Raw genomic sequence first — 19,944 nt, 5'->3', positions numbered from 1 at the left:
CCTCAGCCTCCTTTTCTCATTAGACGAAACGCGTAAGTTCTCAAGCAGCAAGCCGTTGTTCTACCTTTATTTTCTTCCTTTCTCCGCATCCTGGAAAGTGTAAATCCTTTAAACGGAGTACCACTCTTTTGCTAAGTCTATGCGTTGAATGGAATGTCATTACAGCTTCCATACCTTGGAGCGGTACTGGCTTGGCGTCATCCCATATTGATCTTTGAACACTCTCGTAAAATAACGGTAGTTATTGTATCCGATTTGTTCCCCGATCTGGATAATCGTAAGCTTGGTCCGCTCGAGAAGTCCCTGCGCTTTCTCCATACGGAGGCGGACCATGTAGTCGATAAAATTTTCCCCCACTTCCTGTTTGAACCTCGTACTGAAATAGGAAGAGCTGATTCCGGCATAATTCGCTACCTGCTGCAGGGATATATCCCGGTTCATATTGACTTGAATGTATTCAATTCCTTTGAAAACGGGACCGCGCTCCGTCTTGTCCATCTGGATCTCGTCCATTACATAGTGAATCATGTCAGACATCTTTGTTTTCAAATCCTCCAGCGTCTCCGTTTCTTCGAACTGCTGCGGCAGACCGCTGAGCCATTCACTGCTTGCATTCATGGATTTCAGTTCCGTCAGCTGCTTCGTCACATTCACCAGCAGCTCGCCCGTCGCCCATATAACGCCTTCCGCCGCCCCTCTTTGCTTGTGCAAAGCAAACCAATCCTCAAGCACCGCAGCAGCGACTCCGATTTCATTCTGCTTCAAGGCAAGAGCAAGACGCTTCTCGTATTCGAAGGGATAATTGCACTCTTCATTCCAACCAGCTAGTTCTCCTAAGCCGGTAATCGATGATTTCCCTTTGAAAAACTTATGATTCAGCGCTTTTTCCGCCTCGCGGAAAGAACGGGGCAGCGCATCCGGATTATCCGCTTGCGCACTGCCCCCTACCGAAATCGTCAGCTCGAATACGTTCAGGTACTGCCGCAGCGCCTCCTGGAAACGCTGCCCGATAAGCAGAGTCCATTCATCTGCGGTTATGCCCATAGAGCTTAACGGGATGATAAAGATAAATCGGTTATCGAACAAGGCAGATGAGAACAGGCAGTGATATTCCCGGGCAATCTCATTCAGAATGTTCATCACCATAAATTTGCACAGCTTCTGGTCCCGTACGGGGTGGTCTAGCAGAAACCGGGCATATTCATCGATTTCGGCAAGGATCGTAATACATGGGAAGGAAGAAGAAGCGAGATCCAATAGACGAACGCATTCCCTGTCCGAATCCGGATCAAATTGCAGCAAGGTTTGCTGCAGGCAGTGCTGAATGACCGCGCGTTCATTCTCTTTCTTCATGCTGTCTGCCTGCATCAGCTGGCTGCGTCGCATATGCTTTTCATCCAGACTCACCTTCAAGCTTTCAAATTCCAGGCATAGCTGCTCTTTGGTAATCGGTTTCAATAAATAGACCGCAACGCCCAGCTTGATGGCTTGCTGCGCGTATTCGAATTCGCCATACCCGCTTGAGATGACTACTTCGGTATCGAATCCGGCGTCGCGGATCCGGCTGACAAGCTCCATGCCGTCCATCCGCGGCATCCGAATATCTGTCATGATGGCGTCAATACGGCCGTCGGACTGCAATTTTTCCCATGCAGCCAATCCGTCCTCCACAACATCGACACAATGGAATCCGAAGCTTTCCCAATCCACTACTTTCGATAACCACTTACGAGTCGACCATTCGTCTTCAACCAGAAGCAGCCTGTACATCTGAATCCTCCTTTAACAAGGGAAGATAGAGCCTTACTTCCGTACCTTTCCCCACTGTGGATGTAAGGCTAAGTCCATAGGCCTGACCGAAATACATTTGAATCCGATTGTTGATATTTTTCAAGCCGATGCCCGAATCGGCACCATGATAGGAAATCCCTGCGCGAATACGCAATAATTGCGCCTCCGGTATCCCCGACCCATTATCCGTTATGGTAATTTCAACATTCCTGTCAATGACGTTCCCTTTTACACGTATAACACCTCCTTTGCCTCTGCTGCCAAGTCCATGCCGGATAGCGTTTTCCAGAATCGGCTGCAAAATGATTTTCAAGGTGTACATCCCATACAGGCGGGGATCAATCTCCCAGACAACCTCGAAGCATTGTCCAAAACGTATGCGATGAATTTCCAAATAACATTCGGCATGATGGATTTCATCCCGCCAGGCGATCACCCGGTTTCCTTTGGAAACCGAAATGCGAAATAAATCCGATAAAATGATGACCATGCGCACGGCAGTATCGCCTTCATCCAGCTCAATCTCATTTTTAATGGAGTCTAAAGTGTTATACAGAAAGTGGGGATTAATTTGCGTTTGCAAAAAATTCAATTCCAGTTCTTTAATTTTCAGCTTCTTCACGAAGTTTTCCTGGATTTGCTGGTCCAGCTGGCTGAGCATCATGTCAAAGCTTGTACTGATTACCCCGATTTCATCATTGCGCCGTTCCACGCTTTGCCTGTAGGTCACGCCTTTTCCTACGAGCAGCACCCTTTGATGTAACAGCCGCAGCCTCAGGGTGAGTCTTTGCGTAAAGAGGAAAGATAGCACAGTGAAGACAACCATGCTTATCCCGCCAACCATGAGCAGTATATTCCGCAGCTGAATGGCACTCCCGTTCAGCGAGCTTTGCGGCACGAGCAGAAAGCTGGTCAGCTGGTTCTCACCGACGCTCTTGTACCATAAGGAATAGTTCTTCTTATCGAGCGTCACCGCCAGCTCATTCCCTGCGTCCCCTCCGCTTCGGGTCAGACGGACGATCTCCTGCGGAGCCGGTTGGCCCATATAGGCCTCCGACGAGGAATGGTACATATATGTTCCTTGATTGCCTAGAATAAATACCTGATCCGGCGCATTTCCCGACCTTGCGTCCGCAGGTGTGGGAATGATGGAGGATAATTCAATAACCATCCGCAAATAACCAAGCTTTTGAAAGGATTTCAATGAGTAAATAGGCTTGATTAAAGCATAATTGTATTTCCCGTTCTTCTCGTCGTATTGCAGCATCCACACGTCGGAATCCTGCAAATAGCCGGCATCGACGGAGTCGAACAAGGATTGAATGGGCAGCCAGTATAAGCCGTCCGAGAGCTTTCCCGATTTAAGCGAGAAGAATTGGATCGACGAAATGTCGGAGGCGCGATAGGCGAAAATATATCGGATCGTTGTCTTGATTTCCTTGTTCATCATAAAAATGCCCTTTTGGACATAGGCATCTGGGTCCTCGAAAGCATTCTGCACGACCTCGGACAAGGTTAATTGATCCGCAATGCTCTCATAAAACTTCAGATTAAAGCTTACGGTCGTATTCAGCTGCTCCAATACCTTTCGGTAGGAATCCCCCACCTGTTTGTCCACCAGCTGATTGGCCTGGTTAAAGAAGACATAGCTGACTACCGTAATCGGGATCACGATGGTAACCAGACAAACGACCATCAGCTTATGATGAAATTTCATGTACATTCACCTGCACAATTCTTAGTAGGAGCATAACCTATCAATTCGATTCTCTGCCCGGTTCCCCTTCCAATAACGGATAAAAAAGAAGGAACAGCGGGAGCCGGATCATCCCGCCCCGCCATTCCGTCAACTGTCAGCCTGCTGTGTTATAGGCCCTGAATTTAATGGTCCCTGCTGCCACAGCATCATTCATCGCTTTCTCTATCTCATGAATGCCGGCTGCCTCCAATTGTTTTCTAGCCGCGTCGACAATACTGCGCGCTTCTTCTTCTGTCTTCGCATAGAAGGCTTGCTTGTTGACGTCCGCCAATTTATCGGCGATCGGCTTGATCTGTTCCCACTGCTGCTGCGATTGGGCAAATACCCCCGGGTCGTAGCCTTCTGCCAGCTCAACCCCGTTGGGACGCAAGGTCTTGGTGATTTCCTCCACCAGTTTCGTTCTTGGATCCACCTGATAGCCAAACTCTCCGCCAAGCTGGGAAAACATTCTTTTCGCTCCGGAGACATTGGCATACCCTGCATTGATCCCTTCATTGACAAGGGCATTGACCGGGTCCTCCTGCATCTTCGTGACCCATTCCGGCTTCGCGACAGGCTTGCCGTCCACCAAATCATAATGCACGCCTTCAACGCCGTAGTGTGTCAGCAGATAACCTTCGTCGGACATCAGGAAATCGAGAACCCGGGCAGCGGCATCGGGGTTTTTCGACTTCTTCGTAATCGCCACTACATCCGAGCCCTGCGATATCAATTGAGCTTTATACGGATCGCCGTTAATATCATTCAACGGTCCAAGCGTTTCCAGCTCCGCTTCCGGATGTGCATTGACAAAGCTGCGGGTTGCATCGTAAATGGCATAATAATGGGCGGACAGCACCCCATAGCGGCCCTGCGCCACCTTCTCCTGGGCAAGCGCATCGGACTGCACGAAGGCTTCCGGATCGATCAGACCGTCTTGAAGCAGCTTCTGCATATACAGAATATAATCCATTTGGCCCTGCGTCATGAAGGTGTACTGCGCTTTGCCCTCACTGTCGAAGGAGAAGCCGCCGGAGCTGCTGTAGAACATTTTATTAATGATATCAAGCGCCCATCCGCCGTGAAATGCGCCCATCGGGATGACAGATTGACCGTTCGACGTCAAGTTGGCATCCTTGATCGCTTTAAGATAGTTGTAGAGGTCGTCAGGCGTGTGAACAGACTGGGGATCAATATCGATTTGAGCGGCAATATCCTTGCGGACGTATTGGCCATACAGCCAGTCTCTCAGGTCCTCGGGCTTTGCAGCCATTTGGGAGTACAGCATATATGATTTTCCGTCGAAATTAGCAGGATCGAAATATCGGGCCCACATATGCGGAGGAACATTCTTTTCTTCGACTGTCGCGGCCAGGTTCGGGTACTTCTGCAGATACGGCGTCAGATCGACCAGTTGATTTTCCTTCGCAGCCTTGAGGATGGCTTCCATTTCCCCTCCGCCCGCCCAGGCAGGTCCCGTATAAATATCAGGCAAGTCCTGTGTTGCGAAGATCGTATTTACCTTCTCTATTTCGTTTTGCGTGACCTCGATGATTTTCAGCGTTACACCGGTCTTTTCTTTAATCACCTTCGCAACCGGATTGTTCTCCTCATCCTCGGGGGCTGTGTTCCCGCCGTTCCAATTGGTCAGCAGCGTCAGCGTGACATCTTCGAATTGATTTCCGTCATCCGGTGCGTTTTGATTCTCGCTTGCGGTAGAATTCGGCGGTGAATTTGTTGTGTTGTTCGTTGATGAATTGTTTGTACAGGCCGTCGAAGCAGCCAATAGCAGAGCAATCGCGAGCAGAGAGAAGCTTTTTCCGCGCTTCTTTTGTCCCTTCATCTTCTTTCCTCCTTCATCAACTGGAAATCTATGATAAAGCTCCCGGGTTAGGAGCGGTTACCCCTTGATCGATCCGAGCATCGCTCCCTTGACGAAATGCTTCTGGAAAAAGGGATAAATACATAAGATCGGCAGCGTTGCGGTTACGAGAATCGCCATCCGCAGCGATTCGGGAGTCGTTCTCAGCAGCTGCATGCTCATTTCTGTCGTACCGCCGCCAGAGTTGGTATTATTGCGGGTCGCATTGAGGAACGCCTCCGATTGCGTCAATAGATTCTGAAGCAGCGTCTGTACGGGAATCAGGTCTTTATTCGAGACAAAATAGGAGCCGGTGAACCAGTCATTCCAATGGAAAACACCGATAAATATCGAAACGACGGCAAGCACCGGTCCAGATAAGGGGACGATAATGCGCAGAAAAATCCGCAAATCCCCATAGCCGTCAATTTTGGCCGATTCTATCATTTCCTCGGGCAGCTGCTCCAGAAAAGTCCGCATAATGATAATGTGAAAAAAGTTGAACAGAAAAGGCAGGATGTACACCCAGAATGTATTGAACAGCCCCAATTTCTGCAGAACGATGAACAATGGGATAAAACCGGCGTTGAAGATGGTCGGAATAAAGATGAAAAAGGTGAAAAAGTTTCTTCCCGGGAGCTTCCCCCTGGACAGGGCGTATGCAGCCAGCATACATAAGCTGACATGCAGCAGGGTGCCAATGACTGTTCGAAGCAGCGTGATTTTATAGGCGTTCAGAAGCGCCGTATCCTTGAAAATTTCCCGGTAGTTCTCCAGGGTGAACTTCCTCGGCCAGAAATGAATGCCCCCCTGCATGGCGTCAATCCCTTCATTCAGCGAATAGGCCGCTATATATATGAACGGGTAGAGCGTACAGAAAGCAAACAAGCCAAGGAAGAAATAATTGAGCAGCGTAAACCATGACCATCTGATAACCATAAACAGCCCCCTCTAGAACAACGATGTTTCACTTACTTTTTTGCCGATCCGGTTTACCGTCAGAATGAGAATGAAGGCGATGATGCTTTGGAACAACCCGACTGCCGTCGCATAGCTGAGCCGTCCCTCGCGGAGCCCCGCCTGGATCACATACGTATCGAGCACGGTGCCGACCGCGGCAGTCGCGGGATTGCTCATCAGAAGCAGCTGCTCGTAGCCAGCCGTCATGAGCGTTCCGCATTCGAGGATAAACAAAATAATCGTAATGCTGCGAATCCCCGGCAGCGTTACATGCCACATCTGCCTGAACCGGCTTGCGCCGTCAATTTTGGCTGCTTCATACTGCTGCTGATCGATTCCCGCAATCGCCGCCAGATAAATAATCGAATTCCATCCGATCGATTTCCAGATATAAGAGGAAATGATCAGCGGGTAGAACCAATCCACGTTTCCCATAAAGAAGACAGGCTGGCTCCCGATCGAAGTGATCCATTCATTAACAGGACCACCGCTTGGCGTAAGCAGACGCTGCATCAGCGTAACGACAACAACCCATGAAATAAAATGAGGCAAATAGAAGATCGTCTGCACATAACGCTTGAACCACTGCTTGCGGACCTCATTGATCAGAACCGCAAGAATAATGGGAGCCGGAAATCCGATGATCACCTTCAATAAACTGATCACAACCGTGTTGCGGATAATATCCGCTGCCTGGTAATAATCGAAAAACTGTTCGAAGTATTTCAAACCGGCCCATGGGCTCCCAAGAATGCCGTCCGCGTAGTTGAACTCCTTGAACGCAAGCACCAGTCCAAATAACGGCGTATAGGAAAAAATAATGAACCAAACCAAAACGGGCAATAAAAACAAGTAAAATATGCGATGCTCCCAGATCCTCTTCCGTAAATAGGGCCAGTTTATCGAGTTAGCCGTGTGCGGCTGAGCTTCTCCCGGGACAGGCTTCATCTTATCGGCTCCCCTCCATTTGAGTATTCATTTTAGAATGTAAAGGCTTACATAAGATGATACGCCTCCTAAGACCCTTAGGAGAAGTCTAATTATTTTCAGTCAGGTACCATTATTTTCCGTTTATCAGATTATAATTGCTGGCTTCATTTGCCAAACCTCGAACCGGGGCACCGTTAGTCCGCTGCTTGCAGAGACCGTCAACCCGTCGCTGTCAGCCAAGGACGGATAAACGCGCGAGGTAAGACAAGCTTCATCCCCCGCAAATACTTCAATGACGGAATGGTCGACAAATAATCTCACGTCCAGGCGCCCGTTTTCCAGCTCGGGAAGCTTGCCTGTGATGCAGGATCTATGCGTTCCGGGAAACAGGCTTGATCGCGTCCGGTCGATCATGATAGACATTGCCGAAGGATCAATCACGATCCGGGTCTCTTCTTCTCCGCCGCTTGAACGCAAAACTGAAATCACGACAGGCTCCGTCACATTCGCCAAATCAAGCTCGGCATATGCCTCATAGGCTCGGGAACGAATCCCGGTGTCATAGGGCTCTGCATGTAAAGCCAACTCATGAAAGACCGAATGATCTCCACGCAGCGCGCTTAGCTCCGGAACGGGGGACATCGCAATTTTCCCATTGTCCTTCAGACGTACCACCCGCGGCAAGGCAAGCGCTCCTGCCCAATCCAGCTGCAAGGGGAAGTCTTCTCCTCTTGAGCCTTCGGGCATCCACCCAAGCAGGATTCTTCTTCCGGCAAGATCGGTGAAGCCGGTTGAGGCATAGAACCCTTCCCATCCGCCATGGTCTGCGTAACCGGTCGCATTTGGCTGCAGCTGCAGCTGCTCATTCACCGTGCCGGTAACATAGCGCACTTCGCCGGACGGGGAGTAGAAAAGAACATACCGGTTATCGAATTTGAATACATGCGGGCATTCCCAAATGGACTCGTCCCCTCTATGAAAGAAACCCGTAAATTCCCAGTCGTGCAGGTCGCTTGAGCGGTACAAGGCAGCACAGCCCTTCCCTTCATGAACACCGCCAAGCACCATCCGCCATCCGTCTGAGTCCCGCCACACATAGGGGTCACGCCACTCTTCGATCTTTACGTCCCCATGAATTATTCCCGCGAGCACGGGATTATTCCGGGATTTCTCCCAGGTTATCAAATCGCCGCTGCCGTGTGCCGTCCATTGTTCGGCTCCGGTTGTGGCATTACGCTCTCCGGTGCCGATGCTGGTGTAGAACAGCGTGACTTTCCCTTCTTCAACAACCGAGCACCCCGAATAGCAATGATATTCGCCGCGATCTATGGAGGGGGAAAGCGCCACGGGGAGGTATTCCCAGTTCACCAGATCCCTGCTCTTGGCATGCCCCCAATGGATGTTTCCCCACTCGGGCTTATCCGGATTATGCTGGTAGAACAGATGGTATTCCCCGTTGTGATGAAAAGGCCCGTTAGGGTCGTTCATCCAGTTCAATTTCGATGTAAAATGAAAGACCGGCCTATAAATATCCATGATATTGCCTCCTTTAAATGTGGCGGAACAATAAAATGATCATAGTATCATTTGCCAAGTATCCCTTTTCATTATGACTATTTTCTGAGCAAAATCACAGCATCAATTCCCAGGCAGGTCTGCATCAAGAAAAAACTGTTGCTGAAAGAATCTCTTTCATAAAAACCAAGCCACAAAAACAAGCACAAATCAAAAACTGCTGACAATAAAAGATGTAAGCCGGGAGACAAGCGTTCCAGCCACAACAATTCGGTATTGGGTTACTACACTAATTAAGGGCATTAAATAATTAATTAATGGCATTAAACAACAATTGAATTTTTGCATTAGAGCCCAGATAAGCAGTATTCTGCGCTTTATCAAAGCTGCATCCAGGTGGAAAACGGGCTGCTTTGATAATCAGATCCAGTAGTCCAACGTGATAAATATCCAGTGACACTTGAACAGATGACGAATTAAAAACACCACGAACATAAGAGTCCGTGGTGTGTGGGTTACTTCCGGGCCGCCATTATTGTTGCTGCATTTCTTCCAGCATGCGTTTCCGGGCAATTCGGGGATCGAGCTCAGGGATCAGGCAGTACGTTTCGTACAACTCATGCAACGTTATTTGATCGGGATTCTGACCTAATTCCGCCACGTCTGTTAACGCGTGACTGCTGCAGATTCGGATGTGCTACAATAACCATTGTTTTCAAACATTTACTGCTCTTATCCCAAGGACAAGTCAGTATAAGATCGGAAATCATATAAGTTTAGCTGGTCGGCGATCCATCCTTAATCTCAGCCTCTATGGTCTGCTTCATTACCTCAGCTCCGCGGTCTATACGCGCCCGGACTTCTGTAGCCCGCTCATCCGGCAAATAGTCGGTAATCCAGACAAGCCGGGTATGGCTGCTGCTTTCTGCAAAAGCCTGGAACGAAGCGTGATGATGCTTAAGCGGCATAGGTCCCTCGATTACTGCGTACGCCAGCCGACATGCTTCATCATCCACGGAAACGATGAGCTCGCGCACGACAGCCCCATTCGCAAAAGTAAGAATTCTGTTATCGCCATCCAGTTGTGTATCGACGGTGTAGCCAGGCACGAATCGCCGATGCACCGCGCCGACATCGCGTACCGCATCCCACACTTGCTCGAGTTTGGCCTCAATCATGATATCCTTCCGAATTGTCCCCATTTGCTTCACTCTCCTTATAATCATCTTATTTTTTGATTGATATCCAAGTCAATATAAAACCAAAAAAAAATTATTGGGGCTTAAATAACGAAACGGCCGAAACCACCACTTGATCCAAAACCTTCTCTAACTGCTCTCTCCGGGCCGCTGCCGCAGTCCCTTGCGCGGTAAGCTCCTGCTGCACCTGATCCAAATAACTCATCCCTTGAGATACAGACCCCCAAAACTGCACAGCCATCAGACTGGCGTCACCCTGCTGAATCGTGCCCTGCTCGATACCCTTATCAATGGCAAGAGTCATTGGATGCATGAAGTTTTTTATCCACTCGAATGGAGAAACTTCTCCTGGCGTGTACAAATGATGCACATCCAGACTGATACGCATGTAAAACCGTTGAGATACTGGATTCTCCAAAACCCGTTCGCAAACAATCTGCGCATAGTTCCTGAACAGCTCAAATGTAGAGCCCTCTTGCTCAAAGTAGGTCTTCGTAAACTGCCTGGACTCCTCCATCATGTATTCATACAGCTCGCGGAACAAAGCCTTTTTATTCATGAAATAATAGTAAACCAGACCATGCGCAAGTCCTGCTTGATCCGCTATATCCCCCATCTCTGACGCCAAGTAGCCTTTATCGACATAAACGCGGATAGCCGCCTGCAAAATTTCTTGTTTACGCTGCTTGCGGATGGCTTCATTCTGCTCTCTGGTACGTGGAGACATGTTATTATCCACCTTTTTCTTTGACTCTGATAGTAGTCAAAATTATAGAGAGCAGAATCTGTATTGTCAACCGATACCTGGACACTGCTCTATATTGCAACAACGTATCGGGACTTTCCCTCAACCGTAATACTTTTGGGGCACCCTTCTTCGCGACTTTAAACGAGTCTATAATATGTGACTAATCATTATGTCTAGCTGTTGAATATATGCCCTGCATTCTGCAGCACCAGTTTCGCCTTTACCAGGAAATGATCTTTGATCAATATGTAATCCGTGTTATAGGTTGAAATCGCAAAAATGCTTATCTCATTTTCCGCCAAGGGACGGGCCAACGAAGATAAGATACCCGTTAATCCGAAATCCAGCACTCCTTCTACCATGATGCATTTCCAATTATGCTCGATATCTGTCGGAGCGTCATGGGGGATATTGGAGGCAGGACATACAATAGAAAGCTCGTCATTTGTGCGTGTTATAGATAACAGTTCGCCGCTGCTTGCCCATGACGGAACCTCTTCTGTCGGAGGCAGTTTCACAATAGAAAAAAGAGTGTCCAGTATGGTCAGATTCATATTCCTTCTCCTCCTCCTTGCGTAAATTCAAGCTTATTCTATTTCGGATTATACTAGGCCCGACTCCCGGTCCGCAACTCACAATTAAAAAAGAGACTGACCTTACGGTACATGGCCCGGGTCAGTCTCCAGTCACACTGGTCTTATTGGGTTAAGGTGGCGCGAAGCTCCGTCGTCTTCTTGTTCCATGCTTCCGTTTCCGGAATAATATCGTTGATGTCGCGTTCGCCAAAAATAATTTCGTTCAAAATATTGTTCCAGTTGTATTCGCTCCATCCCGGAACGGTAGCGCCTGGCTGGATGACGGCGTTTTTCTGGGCGATTTTCACGGCTTCGATATTCTTATCCTGCCAGATAGGCGCTTGATCGTAATAAGCGGTCAGCTCGGGGTCGGCCACGGATGCGTTTGCTCCCTGATCGATCTTCCACTTCTGCGCTTCCATCGTGAATTGAAAGCTCAGCCATAGGAACGCTTCTTCCTTATGCTTCGAACCGGCCAGCAGCGAGAGCGGCCCGTAAATCGAATAACCAGGTTGACTGACTTCGCCGCGCGGGAACGGCAGTACATCCCAGTTGAACTTGGCGTTCTTTTTCAAATCCGGCAGCACCCAGTCTCCACCGATCGCGAAGCCGGTTTTGCCGTTAATAAATTCCCTCGTTACGTTGCCCGATGCGGTTGCGGCCGCGTCGCTTTGCATTGATCCATCCTTCGTAACGAACTCCTGGAGCCACTTCACATCATTCATCACGTCAGGCGTAGCCATCACGCTTTGCGTGAAATCCTCGTTCATATATTGCAGATTGGCCGCGTGGCCGTCCGCGATCGCTTTCGTGCTGAGCAGGCGCATCTGGATCTCGGGCTGCGTCGTGACGCCGTATTCGCCTGCGTCGGGATCTGTCAGCTTCTTGGCAATCTCGCGGAAGTCGTCATACGTCCAATCGTTCGGCGGCATATCCACCCCATGCTTGGCGAGCAGATCCTTATTTACCAGAACCCACATCGGCACATCGACCATCGGCACGGCCAGCTTCTTGTTGTTGAACGTCATGGTATCGAAAAAGCCCTGGGGCAGCGAAGCTTCCTGGAAAATCGGACTGCTGTCAATATACGGGGTCAAATCCTCAACCAGGCCATTCTGCTCGAATGTAATCAAATCCGCATCGATCTCCGTCACGTCCGCAGGCGTGCCCGCAGCTTCTTGCGCAGCGATGATTTCCATAATCGACTGTCCGTTGACCGGAACCTGCTCGATCGTGATCCACGGATATTTTTTATGGAACAGCTCGTACAATTCATTGTAAGTGCCGTCCTTCCAGGAAATGAACTTAATGGTGACGGGATCATGTTCCTCCGCCACGGCCGGCTCGTTATCCGCCCCGGTTGCGCTGTTTGTGCCGCTTGCGTTGTCAGGAGCCGCAGCATTGCCGTTCCCGCCGCTATTTCCCCCGGAGCAAGCCGTTATAATGATGGATAATATCAGGACGATACTGAGTATCCCTGCCGATTTGCGTTTGTTCTTCATTTCTTACATCCTCCCCAAAATGGTTTCGCTTGCATTCATCTTCAAACGAAAAGCCCAAGCCGGTTGACGGCCCTCATCATTTCATGTTGTTCGGGCATCACTCCCCTCGTTTGGATTCTCCTTGTATGCCTTCTATTCCACGATCCCGGTTCGTTCAATACCGGTAACGAACCAGCGCTGCAGGAACATGAAGATAATTATAGGCGGCAAAATGATCAGGAACGCCGCGGCCATTTTGGTTCCTTCCGTGACCGGATTATTGGTGCCGTTGGTGTTGCCCAGCAGCGAAGGATTCAGTACGTCCTCCAGATTGTCCAGGCGGATCGACAAAGGCGTGAATCCCTTCGCAAGAAACATCGACGGCTCGTAGTACATGTTCCAGTACCAGATGAATGAGAACAGAAACACGACGAGACAAGCGGACCCGGCCAGCGGCAGCATAATGCGGAAGAACAGGCGGAACGTCGACGCCCCGTCCAGCTTCGCGGCTTCCTCAAGACTCAGCGGCTGTGCCCGGAAGAACTGCCGGAAGATCAGGATGAATAGCGCACCCTTGAGGCCCTGCCCGAAGATCGCCGGAACAAGAAATACGAAGATCGAGTTGAGCAGACCGAGCTTGCTGAAAATGACGTACAGCGGAATGATGATAACCTGCGGCGGAATAAGAAAGGTCAGGATGACGAGCGCCGTAAAAAGTCCCTTGAACGGCACAGCCAGCCGCGCGAGTGCATAGCCGGTCATAGCGCAGATCAATACCTGCGCCAGCGAGCAGGACAGAGCGATCAAGGCTGTGTTTCTCAGCGCTTCTGGATACTGCAGGCCCTCCAGAGCCTTGGTAAGATTCTCCCAGGTCACCTGGCGCGGAATCCATTTGACGGTTGGATCGAGCAAGTCGCTGGTGTTTTTGAACATGGTGCTCACCATATAGAGAAGCGGCTGCAGATACAGATAAGCGACGATGGAGAGCAGGAAGAAGATGATCAGCTTGGCAAGCAGGCCGTCCGACAGATTTCGTCCCATGACCAGCATTTTGACCTTCTGGGTTTTGCGGTTCCAGACCAGCAGGCGCGTTTGTTTTCTCGCTTTCTCGATCCACAGTCCGGTATTATTCATAAGTTAGCCCTCCTCGTTTTCATGCTCCGGGCGAACAGCCACAGGACGATCGCGATCAGGACGAAGATGAACCCGAAATAGATCCAGGCCAGCGCGCTGGCATAACCGTAGCCGGTATCGATCTTGAACATGTTGTCCTTGATATGCTTGAGGACCGGATTCAGCGGAAATGTGAACAGGTCGATGATCGTGTACAGGACGTTCAGGCTGATGAACGGTACGCAGGCCGGCAGTGTAATCTTCCAGAAGCTGTCCCAGGGGGATGCTCCGTCAATCCGGACCGCCTCATAAATAGATGGCGAAATGGTCTGAAAGCCTGCGATAAAGATAAGAATTTGCACGCCTGAATACCAGAGGATCAGAAACACCCGGCTCAGAACGTCCATGACGGTCTTGGCAAACTCGGCGCCGATGTACTGCTGAACGAGCGGCTCCAGGTTGTATTGGTCGAGGAACGGGATTTCTCCCGCCCCTTGCGCGAACAGCTCGGACAGCACCTGGCCGGTCGCGAAGATAACGGGCAGGAAGAACAGCGCGCGGTACAGGAACCGCCCGGGAAATTTCTGGTTCAGCAGCACGGAGATCAGCAGCGCGAATATGACGATGATCGGAACCATCAGCAGCGTCTGCTGGAAGTAGGTAATCAGTTCAATCGGGAAGACATTATCCTTCAGGAAGGCGTCCCGGTAATTTTGCATGCCAAGCCAGTCATATTTGAACCCGCCGGGAACGACGGCGACTTTGTGAAAAGACATGAACAGCGACCAGCCGATCGGAATGGCGACAAACAGGCAGAAGCCGATGATCCACGGAAGCATGAACAGCAATCCCGTACCGTAAAGCTTCAAGTGATAGAGACGCGCATCCCTCTTGTTCGCTTTTACCTCGCTCATGCGCCTCCTCCCTTCTCGACCTCGAACGTTTTGGTTCCGTAATCGACGATTACTTGGGTTCCGTCTTCGTATGTTGTTGCGAACCGGCTCGCGGACAGCTTCTCATGACGGACGATCTTCTGCGCGAACACGCTGGCGAGCGAATCGAATTTGACGTACTCTTCGACGATCCGGCTCTCCCATTTGGCGAAGCTGCTGCTGTAGAGAAAATCCGCATCCGTGTTCTTCAGCTTGCGGGAATCGTCATGCGTGATGAAGAACGAGGGAACGGCCCCGTATTCGATCGCCTTCAGAAACTCCGTCTCCGCATCGTCCCGCAGATTGCCCTCCTCGAACGAGTACGGCACATAGCCGTGCAGCACGATCGGGTAGAACGGGACGGTTTCGTCGATCATGAAATCATAGCTGGAATCGTAGGGAAAATAATCGATGTAATCCGTTTGTCCGATCGTATACGCATTGCCCCGTGTGACGCCGGCCGAGCCGAGCGTCTTCCTGGTATAAGCCAGAAGACCGTCGTATACGTTCTTCGTGAACTCTCGCGTCAAGATCCCCGAAGGCTCATAATCGTTGAACACGATCTCGCCAAGCCCGTTGTAATGAATGCCGGATACACCGATTTTCTTCAGCTTGTCGATCGTGCTCACGGCATTTGCGACGGTCAGAACCGGCTTGCCCAAGTACCAGCCTTCATCGATGAATGCGGTACCGTCGATGGCCCGAACGGCGTAGTTCTTGCCAGATGTCGATGAGTGCTCATCGTACCAGACGAAGTCGTCCTGGAAGAAGACGTCGGTTCCCTCCCCCTTCATCTTCGACACGAATGCCTGAGCGGCGGACTCTCCGCCAAGCGCCGGTTCGACCGGAAAGCGCTTCTCCATGTTATAGTCGCCCTGGTTCTGCCAGCCGTAGAAAATGACTTTGGAATTCGCTACTCCCTTGCTGCGTAATCTGTCGACGATGTCCGACGCCTGGGGGAAAGTAGTCGCAGCCACATACTGCACCTGGCTGAAGGCGATCTGATAATTGCCGCCCATGATCTTCAAATACAGCGGAATGTGATCGACCGGCTTCAGCGTTTCCTTCAATCGGCCGGTTTCTGTCAGATAGTCGCGGTATGCGTTGGCCATGCCGGTGTAATCGGCGTCTTCCCCGCCCAGAAACCGGTATTCCAATTCGCGGTCCCGGTTGAGCAGCTGCTTCTGGACCGCTTTGGCGGGAGCGGCGAGCCGGCTCATCTGATACAGATATTCCTCGCGGTAGATCTGGCTGGAATAGATGTTGAAGAAGGACGATTTCAATCCGGGCGCCATGGCGGCTATATTGGCCGAATCGTCTCCTTCGGTCAGGACGGCGAGGAACGCGTGATCGCCCTTTTTCAGACCGAATACCGGATAAGCAATATCTTCCCGCCGTTCCCCGGCCCGGGTCCAATTGGCCGTATTCGTAATTTCCGATCCGTAAACCTCATGAATATAGCCTCTGGAGATATCTGCATGGTCGGTATCGAAACGGATGAGCCCTCCGGGGCCGTCGGGTACGAACAGATAGCCATCCTCATTCACCTCCGCCGCGCCAAAATATGGGAGCAGGTCGAGGGAGAAGACGGCGTACTCCCCGTCCTCCCGAATGCCGTCCGCCGGTACGCGCACTTTTAGCCCTTTGTCCGTCAATTCGTATTGAATGGCGAATCCAAGCTGCTTCTCCGGAAATGAGTAGGCGATTTGAAGTCCGGCACCGGTTCTGGTCATCACGGCTTGCTTGCCGGGGCTTTCTCCATTGAGCACTTCCCTGATCGTCTGATCCACCCCGCTTGTCTTGACATAGGTCAGGATGAATGTCGATTTGAGATTGGAGAGCAGCTGGCCCTTGACGGTTTCCTTGGTCAACTGCTGTCCGGTGGGATTGCTGGTCCATCGATAGCCGGTCCGGTTGTCGACCACGGCGATTTGCGTATTGTCCGGACGGACGTACAGCTCGTACTTGTCATTCTCCATTGCCAGTGCGAATCCGTCTGCCCCGACTGCCGGCTTCCACGCTTCTCCGTCGTACAGCGGTGCATGAACCGGCTCCGGCACGTCGATACCCGCGTCTGCAAATGTCTCCTCCGGGGACGGCCCTCCGCCGCGGGCCGGAATGACGATCAGCAGCAGCACAGCGGCAGCAAGCACGATCACGGATATCAGCTTTACCCGAAGGGATTGCCGCTTGATAACGTTATTGATAGAAACTCACCTCTTTGTAGAGCTGATAGAAGAAATCGTACAGGTTGAAGGACAGACCGAACACGATGAAGCCGAACAGCCAGATCGTGCCGATTGTAAATACGGTGACAGCCGTATTTTTGAGCGTTTCCAGGAAATCGAAATTATGAATGACCTGGGTCATGACGATGAACATCACCCCAAGCCACAGCACCATCGCCGAGTTCAGGGAGCCGATAATTACTTTCTCATCCAGCGTAACGATATTGGACAGAATCACGATTGGAATGGAGAAGAACAAGTAAGGCGCGAGCGCATAAGTGCTGCCTTGAATGACCTCCCTGAACCTCCCTTCTCCGTCCTTGACGCTGCATACGAGATAATTGGCGATAATCCAGGTCAGCCATGGAAGCACGAACAGGCCCAGCTCATTGCGCAGGTTGATCTCCATCAGATCGACGGGGTGGAACAGGAAGCCGGTCCCATAGATCGTCGCCAGCTTGACCCCGAATACCGCGACCAGAAGGAGGATGATAATCCACGGCGCGACACGCGCCTCCTTCAGCCGGTAGAAGCCCTGATAGGGATGAATCATGACATAACCGAAGTTCCGCAGATCGGCAAGCGGTCTGCTCCAGGCAGGAGGAAGCGGATGGCTGCGCATGAGCCTGCGGATTCCTTTCATGCCAAAATGGATCAACAGTCCCAGCCCGACCAGGCATAGGAACAGGACGACGAAGTGTTCCTGAAGCCATTCCAGCCGGATTTGCCAGAACGCTTTGGAATAACCGTCCGTATCGAATGCCGTCTTCATGAACTTCAGCGCTTCGCCGTCATTATTCTCATGCAGGTAAACCTTGCCGAGCCCCTGGAACGTGCCGTTGTACATATCATTACGGGCGTAGACCCGGTCCCAGTAAGGCTTGCTCTCTTCATATTTGCCATCCGTGTAGAGCACGAGCGCCTGGAGGACGTCGCTGCCGAATTCGGTGCGGACGTATTTGTGCACGGTCTTGGTCAGGCTGTCGGATATCCAAATTCCATTATGCGAATCGACGCCGATGCCTGTCGGATAACCGAGGACGCCGTACTGCTGCGTCTCCTTGTCGACGAGCCCGAACGCAAACAGCGCATTGCCGCTGCGGTCGTACAGATTGATGCGCTCCGAATCCAGATCGACATTGTACAGAAACCCGTCCTTGTCGACCGCCATATCCACAATGCCGTGGCCGTTCTCCAGTGTTTTGTTCTTGAAGGCGTCCACGCCCCCGGCATTCAGCTTGCGGATCGCTCCCTGGCCGAAGCCGGCCGCTGTTGACGTATAGATGAAGCCGTCGTCATCCAGCGAAATATTCGTAATCGGTCGGGGCAGGCTGGCCGTCTCCTTCGCCAGCTGCTCCTTGTTGAGAATCAGCTTCTTCAGCCAGTTAAGCAGCGTCTGCTGCGCCTTGTTGGCGCCGAAATAGCCCATGAACTCTCCATCGCTGTTCAGACGGACGAGACCTTGATAGGAGGAATTCAGCGCGATGTACATCACGCCGCGGCGGTCGACGACGAGCTTGTTCGGCACGAAGTGCTCGGAGCCCAGCAGAGCCGAATCCGGCTTCTTGTATTCGCGTTCGAACGCGCCGTTCGAATTGAACACCGCAATTCGCTGATTGCCGGCATCCGCCACATAAACAAGGCCCTCCGGGGTGACGAATACACCCTCGGGCGAGCTGAGCTGCCCGATCCCTTCCTCATCTCCAATCGTCCTCTCCAGCGAACCGTCATTGTTCAGCACGATGACCTGGCCCAGCTCCTTGTCGGCCACATACACCTTATCGTCCGCTGCCACATGCAGATCGACTGGCTCACCGAAGCGGGCGGAATAGGCATCGGCCGGCGTATAAATCGGCTGGATCCGGAACCACGAGGACTGGTTGCTGTCGAAGTAGCTGGTTATATAGGGAAGCCGGGCATACATGGTATCAGGCACGGCGAGCAAGGCCGTCGCTGCCACAAGCAGGCAAGCAATCCATTTCTTCATCGCTTCAGACTTCCTTTGCTGATGAAATTACTTGATTCCGGAATGAACCATCGTCTCCAGCACTCTCCGCTGGAAGAGCAGGAATATGAGCAGGTTCGGAATAAACATAAGCAGACCGGCAGCGGCGGCCATATTTTGACCGGCCACATTATTCTGGAGTCCGCTGAGCAGGCTGTTGACATAGAAAGCCAGCGTCCTCATCGCCTCTTTTTGCATGAACAAGGTCGATGTCTCCACATCTCCCCACACGCCCTGGAACGTGAAGATCGAGATGGTGGCGATGGCGGGCACGCAGAGCGGCAGCACGATCCGGATGAAAATGCCGAAGTGGCTGGCCCCGTCAATCTTGGCTGCCTCCACCAGATCGTTCGGAATCTGCGAGACGAAGCCGACCAGCATGAACACCGCGACCGGCGAAGCCAGAGCAGGCAGAACATGACCGAAATACGTATTGTTCAGCCCGATTCCATTGATGATGAGATATCGCGGAATTGCTACCGTCTCCGGCGCGAACATCAGCGACAGCGTAATGAGAGCCATGATCAGATGTTTGAAATGAAACTGGTATTTGGCGAGCACATACGCCGCCATTGTGCTGACGACGATGACGCTGATCAGCGTCAATGCCGCCACGACCATACTGTTGAACAGATAACGGGTAAACGGAACCGTCGCATTCGATGCGTGAAGAAACAGCGATTCGAAATTGCGAAACGTCGGATTCTGCACGAAAAACCGCGGCGGAAACAGAAAGAGCTCATTCTGCGGCTTGAAGGCATGGTTCAGGATAAAAATGATCGGCAGCGACATAAAGGCCGCAAGCGCGGTAAAGACGGTGACAAGAGTGATCTGAAACGGCGTCGTTCTGCGAAGTCTTCGAATCATC

General features: G+C 51.3%; 16 protein-coding genes. 1 reads left to right on the top strand and 15 read right to left on the bottom strand.

Features of this window, described 5'->3' with window-relative positions:
• Positions 1 to 159: 159 nt before the first annotated feature.
• The 6 genes from AC0YNV_RS07315 to AC0YNV_RS07290 form a co-directional block, all read right to left on the bottom strand.
• Positions 160 to 1,770, bottom strand: coding sequence for a helix-turn-helix domain-containing protein (locus AC0YNV_RS07315; RefSeq protein WP_475767051.1), 1,611 nt, complete (start codon positions 1,768 to 1,770; stop codon positions 160 to 162).
• A complete protein-coding gene (locus tag AC0YNV_RS07310) occupies positions 1,748 to 3,508 on the bottom strand; it encodes a sensor histidine kinase (protein WP_475767050.1) in 1,761 nt (586 codons plus the stop codon). The genes AC0YNV_RS07315 and AC0YNV_RS07310 overlap by 23 nt, the downstream gene beginning before the upstream one ends.
• Positions 3,509 to 3,644: 136 nt before the next feature.
• On the bottom strand, positions 3,645 to 5,372 hold the full coding sequence (locus AC0YNV_RS07305; RefSeq protein WP_475767048.1) for an extracellular solute-binding protein: 1,728 nt from the start codon (positions 5,370 to 5,372) through the stop codon (positions 3,645 to 3,647).
• A gap of 57 nt (positions 5,373 to 5,429) precedes the next feature.
• Positions 5,430 to 6,329, bottom strand: coding sequence for a carbohydrate ABC transporter permease (locus AC0YNV_RS07300; RefSeq protein ID WP_475767047.1), 900 nt, complete (start codon positions 6,327 to 6,329; stop codon positions 5,430 to 5,432).
• A gap of 12 nt (positions 6,330 to 6,341) precedes the next feature.
• Complete coding sequence (locus AC0YNV_RS07295; RefSeq protein ID WP_210040149.1) at positions 6,342 to 7,298, bottom strand: ABC transporter permease; 957 nt, start codon at positions 7,296 to 7,298, stop codon at positions 6,342 to 6,344.
• A gap of 126 nt (positions 7,299 to 7,424) precedes the next feature.
• Positions 7,425 to 8,816: a glycoside hydrolase family 32 protein gene (locus AC0YNV_RS07290; protein WP_475767045.1), complete on the bottom strand. Its 1,392-nt coding sequence runs from the start codon at positions 8,814 to 8,816 to the stop codon at positions 7,425 to 7,427.
• 196 nt (positions 8,817 to 9,012) lie between these two features.
• On the opposite strand from AC0YNV_RS07290, the gene AC0YNV_RS07285 reads away from it, so the two are divergent.
• Entirely contained in the window at positions 9,013 to 9,105 is a 93-nt protein-coding gene (locus AC0YNV_RS07285) for a MerR family transcriptional regulator (RefSeq protein ID WP_475767329.1), read from the top strand.
• Positions 9,106 to 9,571: 466 nt separating this feature from the next.
• On the opposite strand, the gene AC0YNV_RS07280 is transcribed toward AC0YNV_RS07285, so the two are convergent.
• The 9 genes from AC0YNV_RS07280 to AC0YNV_RS07240 form a co-directional block, all read right to left on the bottom strand.
• Positions 9,572 to 9,997 carry an SRPBCC family protein gene (locus AC0YNV_RS07280; protein WP_475767044.1) on the bottom strand — a complete coding sequence of 142 codons (426 nt, stop codon included), beginning with the start codon at positions 9,995 to 9,997 and terminating at the stop codon, positions 9,572 to 9,574.
• A 70-nt stretch (positions 9,998 to 10,067) separates the two neighbouring features.
• Positions 10,068 to 10,721, bottom strand: coding sequence for a TetR/AcrR family transcriptional regulator (locus AC0YNV_RS07275; RefSeq protein WP_475767042.1), 654 nt, complete (start codon positions 10,719 to 10,721; stop codon positions 10,068 to 10,070).
• A 194-nt stretch (positions 10,722 to 10,915) separates the two neighbouring features.
• On the bottom strand, positions 10,916 to 11,296 hold the full coding sequence (locus AC0YNV_RS07270; RefSeq protein ID WP_475767040.1) for an ACT domain-containing protein: 381 nt from the start codon (positions 11,294 to 11,296) through the stop codon (positions 10,916 to 10,918).
• Positions 11,297 to 11,439: 143 nt separating this feature from the next.
• Positions 11,440 to 12,819: an ABC transporter substrate-binding protein gene (locus AC0YNV_RS07265; RefSeq protein ID WP_475767039.1), complete on the bottom strand. Its 1,380-nt coding sequence runs from the start codon at positions 12,817 to 12,819 to the stop codon at positions 11,440 to 11,442.
• A 132-nt stretch (positions 12,820 to 12,951) separates the two neighbouring features.
• Positions 12,952 to 13,932 carry a carbohydrate ABC transporter permease gene (locus AC0YNV_RS07260; RefSeq protein WP_475767037.1) on the bottom strand — a complete coding sequence of 327 codons (981 nt, stop codon included), beginning with the start codon at positions 13,930 to 13,932 and terminating at the stop codon, positions 12,952 to 12,954.
• Positions 13,929 to 14,825 (bottom strand): carbohydrate ABC transporter permease, encoded by an 897-nt coding sequence (locus AC0YNV_RS07255; protein WP_475767036.1) that lies wholly within the window; start codon positions 14,823 to 14,825, stop codon positions 13,929 to 13,931. The genes AC0YNV_RS07260 and AC0YNV_RS07255 overlap by 4 nt, the downstream gene beginning before the upstream one ends.
• Positions 14,822 to 17,002: a DUF5696 domain-containing protein gene (locus AC0YNV_RS07250; protein WP_475767034.1), complete on the bottom strand. Its 2,181-nt coding sequence runs from the start codon at positions 17,000 to 17,002 to the stop codon at positions 14,822 to 14,824. The genes AC0YNV_RS07255 and AC0YNV_RS07250 overlap by 4 nt, the downstream gene beginning before the upstream one ends.
• Before the next feature lie 40 nt (positions 17,003 to 17,042).
• The gene (locus tag AC0YNV_RS07245; RefSeq protein WP_475767032.1) at positions 17,043 to 19,058 is read right to left on the bottom strand and encodes a YIP1 family protein; all 2,016 of its coding nucleotides are present in this window, start codon (positions 19,056 to 19,058) and stop codon (positions 17,043 to 17,045) included.
• A gap of 27 nt (positions 19,059 to 19,085) precedes the next feature.
• A complete protein-coding gene (locus AC0YNV_RS07240) occupies positions 19,086 to 19,943 on the bottom strand; it encodes a carbohydrate ABC transporter permease (RefSeq protein ID WP_475767030.1) in 858 nt (285 codons plus the stop codon).
• Position 19,944 lies beyond the last annotated feature (1 nt).

It is taken from the genome of Paenibacillus sp. JT31N11 (assembly GCF_056269285.1).
Note: the sequence above shows the minus strand (reverse complement) of the source record. Positions and strands in the feature narration are given on the sequence as shown.

Bases quoted from the DNA above. Each gene is read 5' to 3' on its own strand.
- AC0YNV_RS07315 (WP_475767051.1), bottom strand. From the start codon at position 1,770: ATGTACAGGCTGCTTCTGGTTGAAGACGAATGGTCGACTCGTAAGTGG.
- AC0YNV_RS07310 (WP_475767050.1), bottom strand. From the start codon at position 3,508: ATGAAATTTCATCATAAGCTGATGGTCGTTTGTCTGGTTACCATCGTG.
- AC0YNV_RS07305 (WP_475767048.1), bottom strand. From the start codon at position 5,372: ATGAAGGGACAAAAGAAGCGCGGAAAAAGCTTCTCTCTGCTCGCGATT.
- AC0YNV_RS07300 (WP_475767047.1), bottom strand. From the start codon at position 6,329: ATGGTTATCAGATGGTCATGGTTTACGCTGCTCAATTATTTCTTCCTT.
- AC0YNV_RS07295 (WP_210040149.1), bottom strand. From the start codon at position 7,298: ATGAAGCCTGTCCCGGGAGAAGCTCAGCCGCACACGGCTAACTCGATA.
- AC0YNV_RS07290 (WP_475767045.1), bottom strand. From the start codon at position 8,816: ATGGATATTTATAGGCCGGTCTTTCATTTTACATCGAAATTGAACTGG.
- AC0YNV_RS07280 (WP_475767044.1), bottom strand. From the start codon at position 9,997: ATGGGGACAATTCGGAAGGATATCATGATTGAGGCCAAACTCGAGCAA.
- AC0YNV_RS07275 (WP_475767042.1), bottom strand. From the start codon at position 10,721: ATGTCTCCACGTACCAGAGAGCAGAATGAAGCCATCCGCAAGCAGCGT.
- AC0YNV_RS07270 (WP_475767040.1), bottom strand. From the start codon at position 11,296: ATGAATCTGACCATACTGGACACTCTTTTTTCTATTGTGAAACTGCCT.
- AC0YNV_RS07265 (WP_475767039.1), bottom strand. From the start codon at position 12,819: ATGAAGAACAAACGCAAATCGGCAGGGATACTCAGTATCGTCCTGATA.
- AC0YNV_RS07260 (WP_475767037.1), bottom strand. From the start codon at position 13,932: ATGAATAATACCGGACTGTGGATCGAGAAAGCGAGAAAACAAACGCGC.
- AC0YNV_RS07255 (WP_475767036.1), bottom strand. From the start codon at position 14,825: ATGAGCGAGGTAAAAGCGAACAAGAGGGATGCGCGTCTCTATCACTTG.
- AC0YNV_RS07245 (WP_475767032.1), bottom strand. From the start codon at position 19,058: ATGAAGAAATGGATTGCTTGCCTGCTTGTGGCAGCGACGGCCTTGCTC.
- AC0YNV_RS07240 (WP_475767030.1), bottom strand. From the start codon at position 19,943: ATGATTCGAAGACTTCGCAGAACGACGCCGTTTCAGATCACTCTTGTC.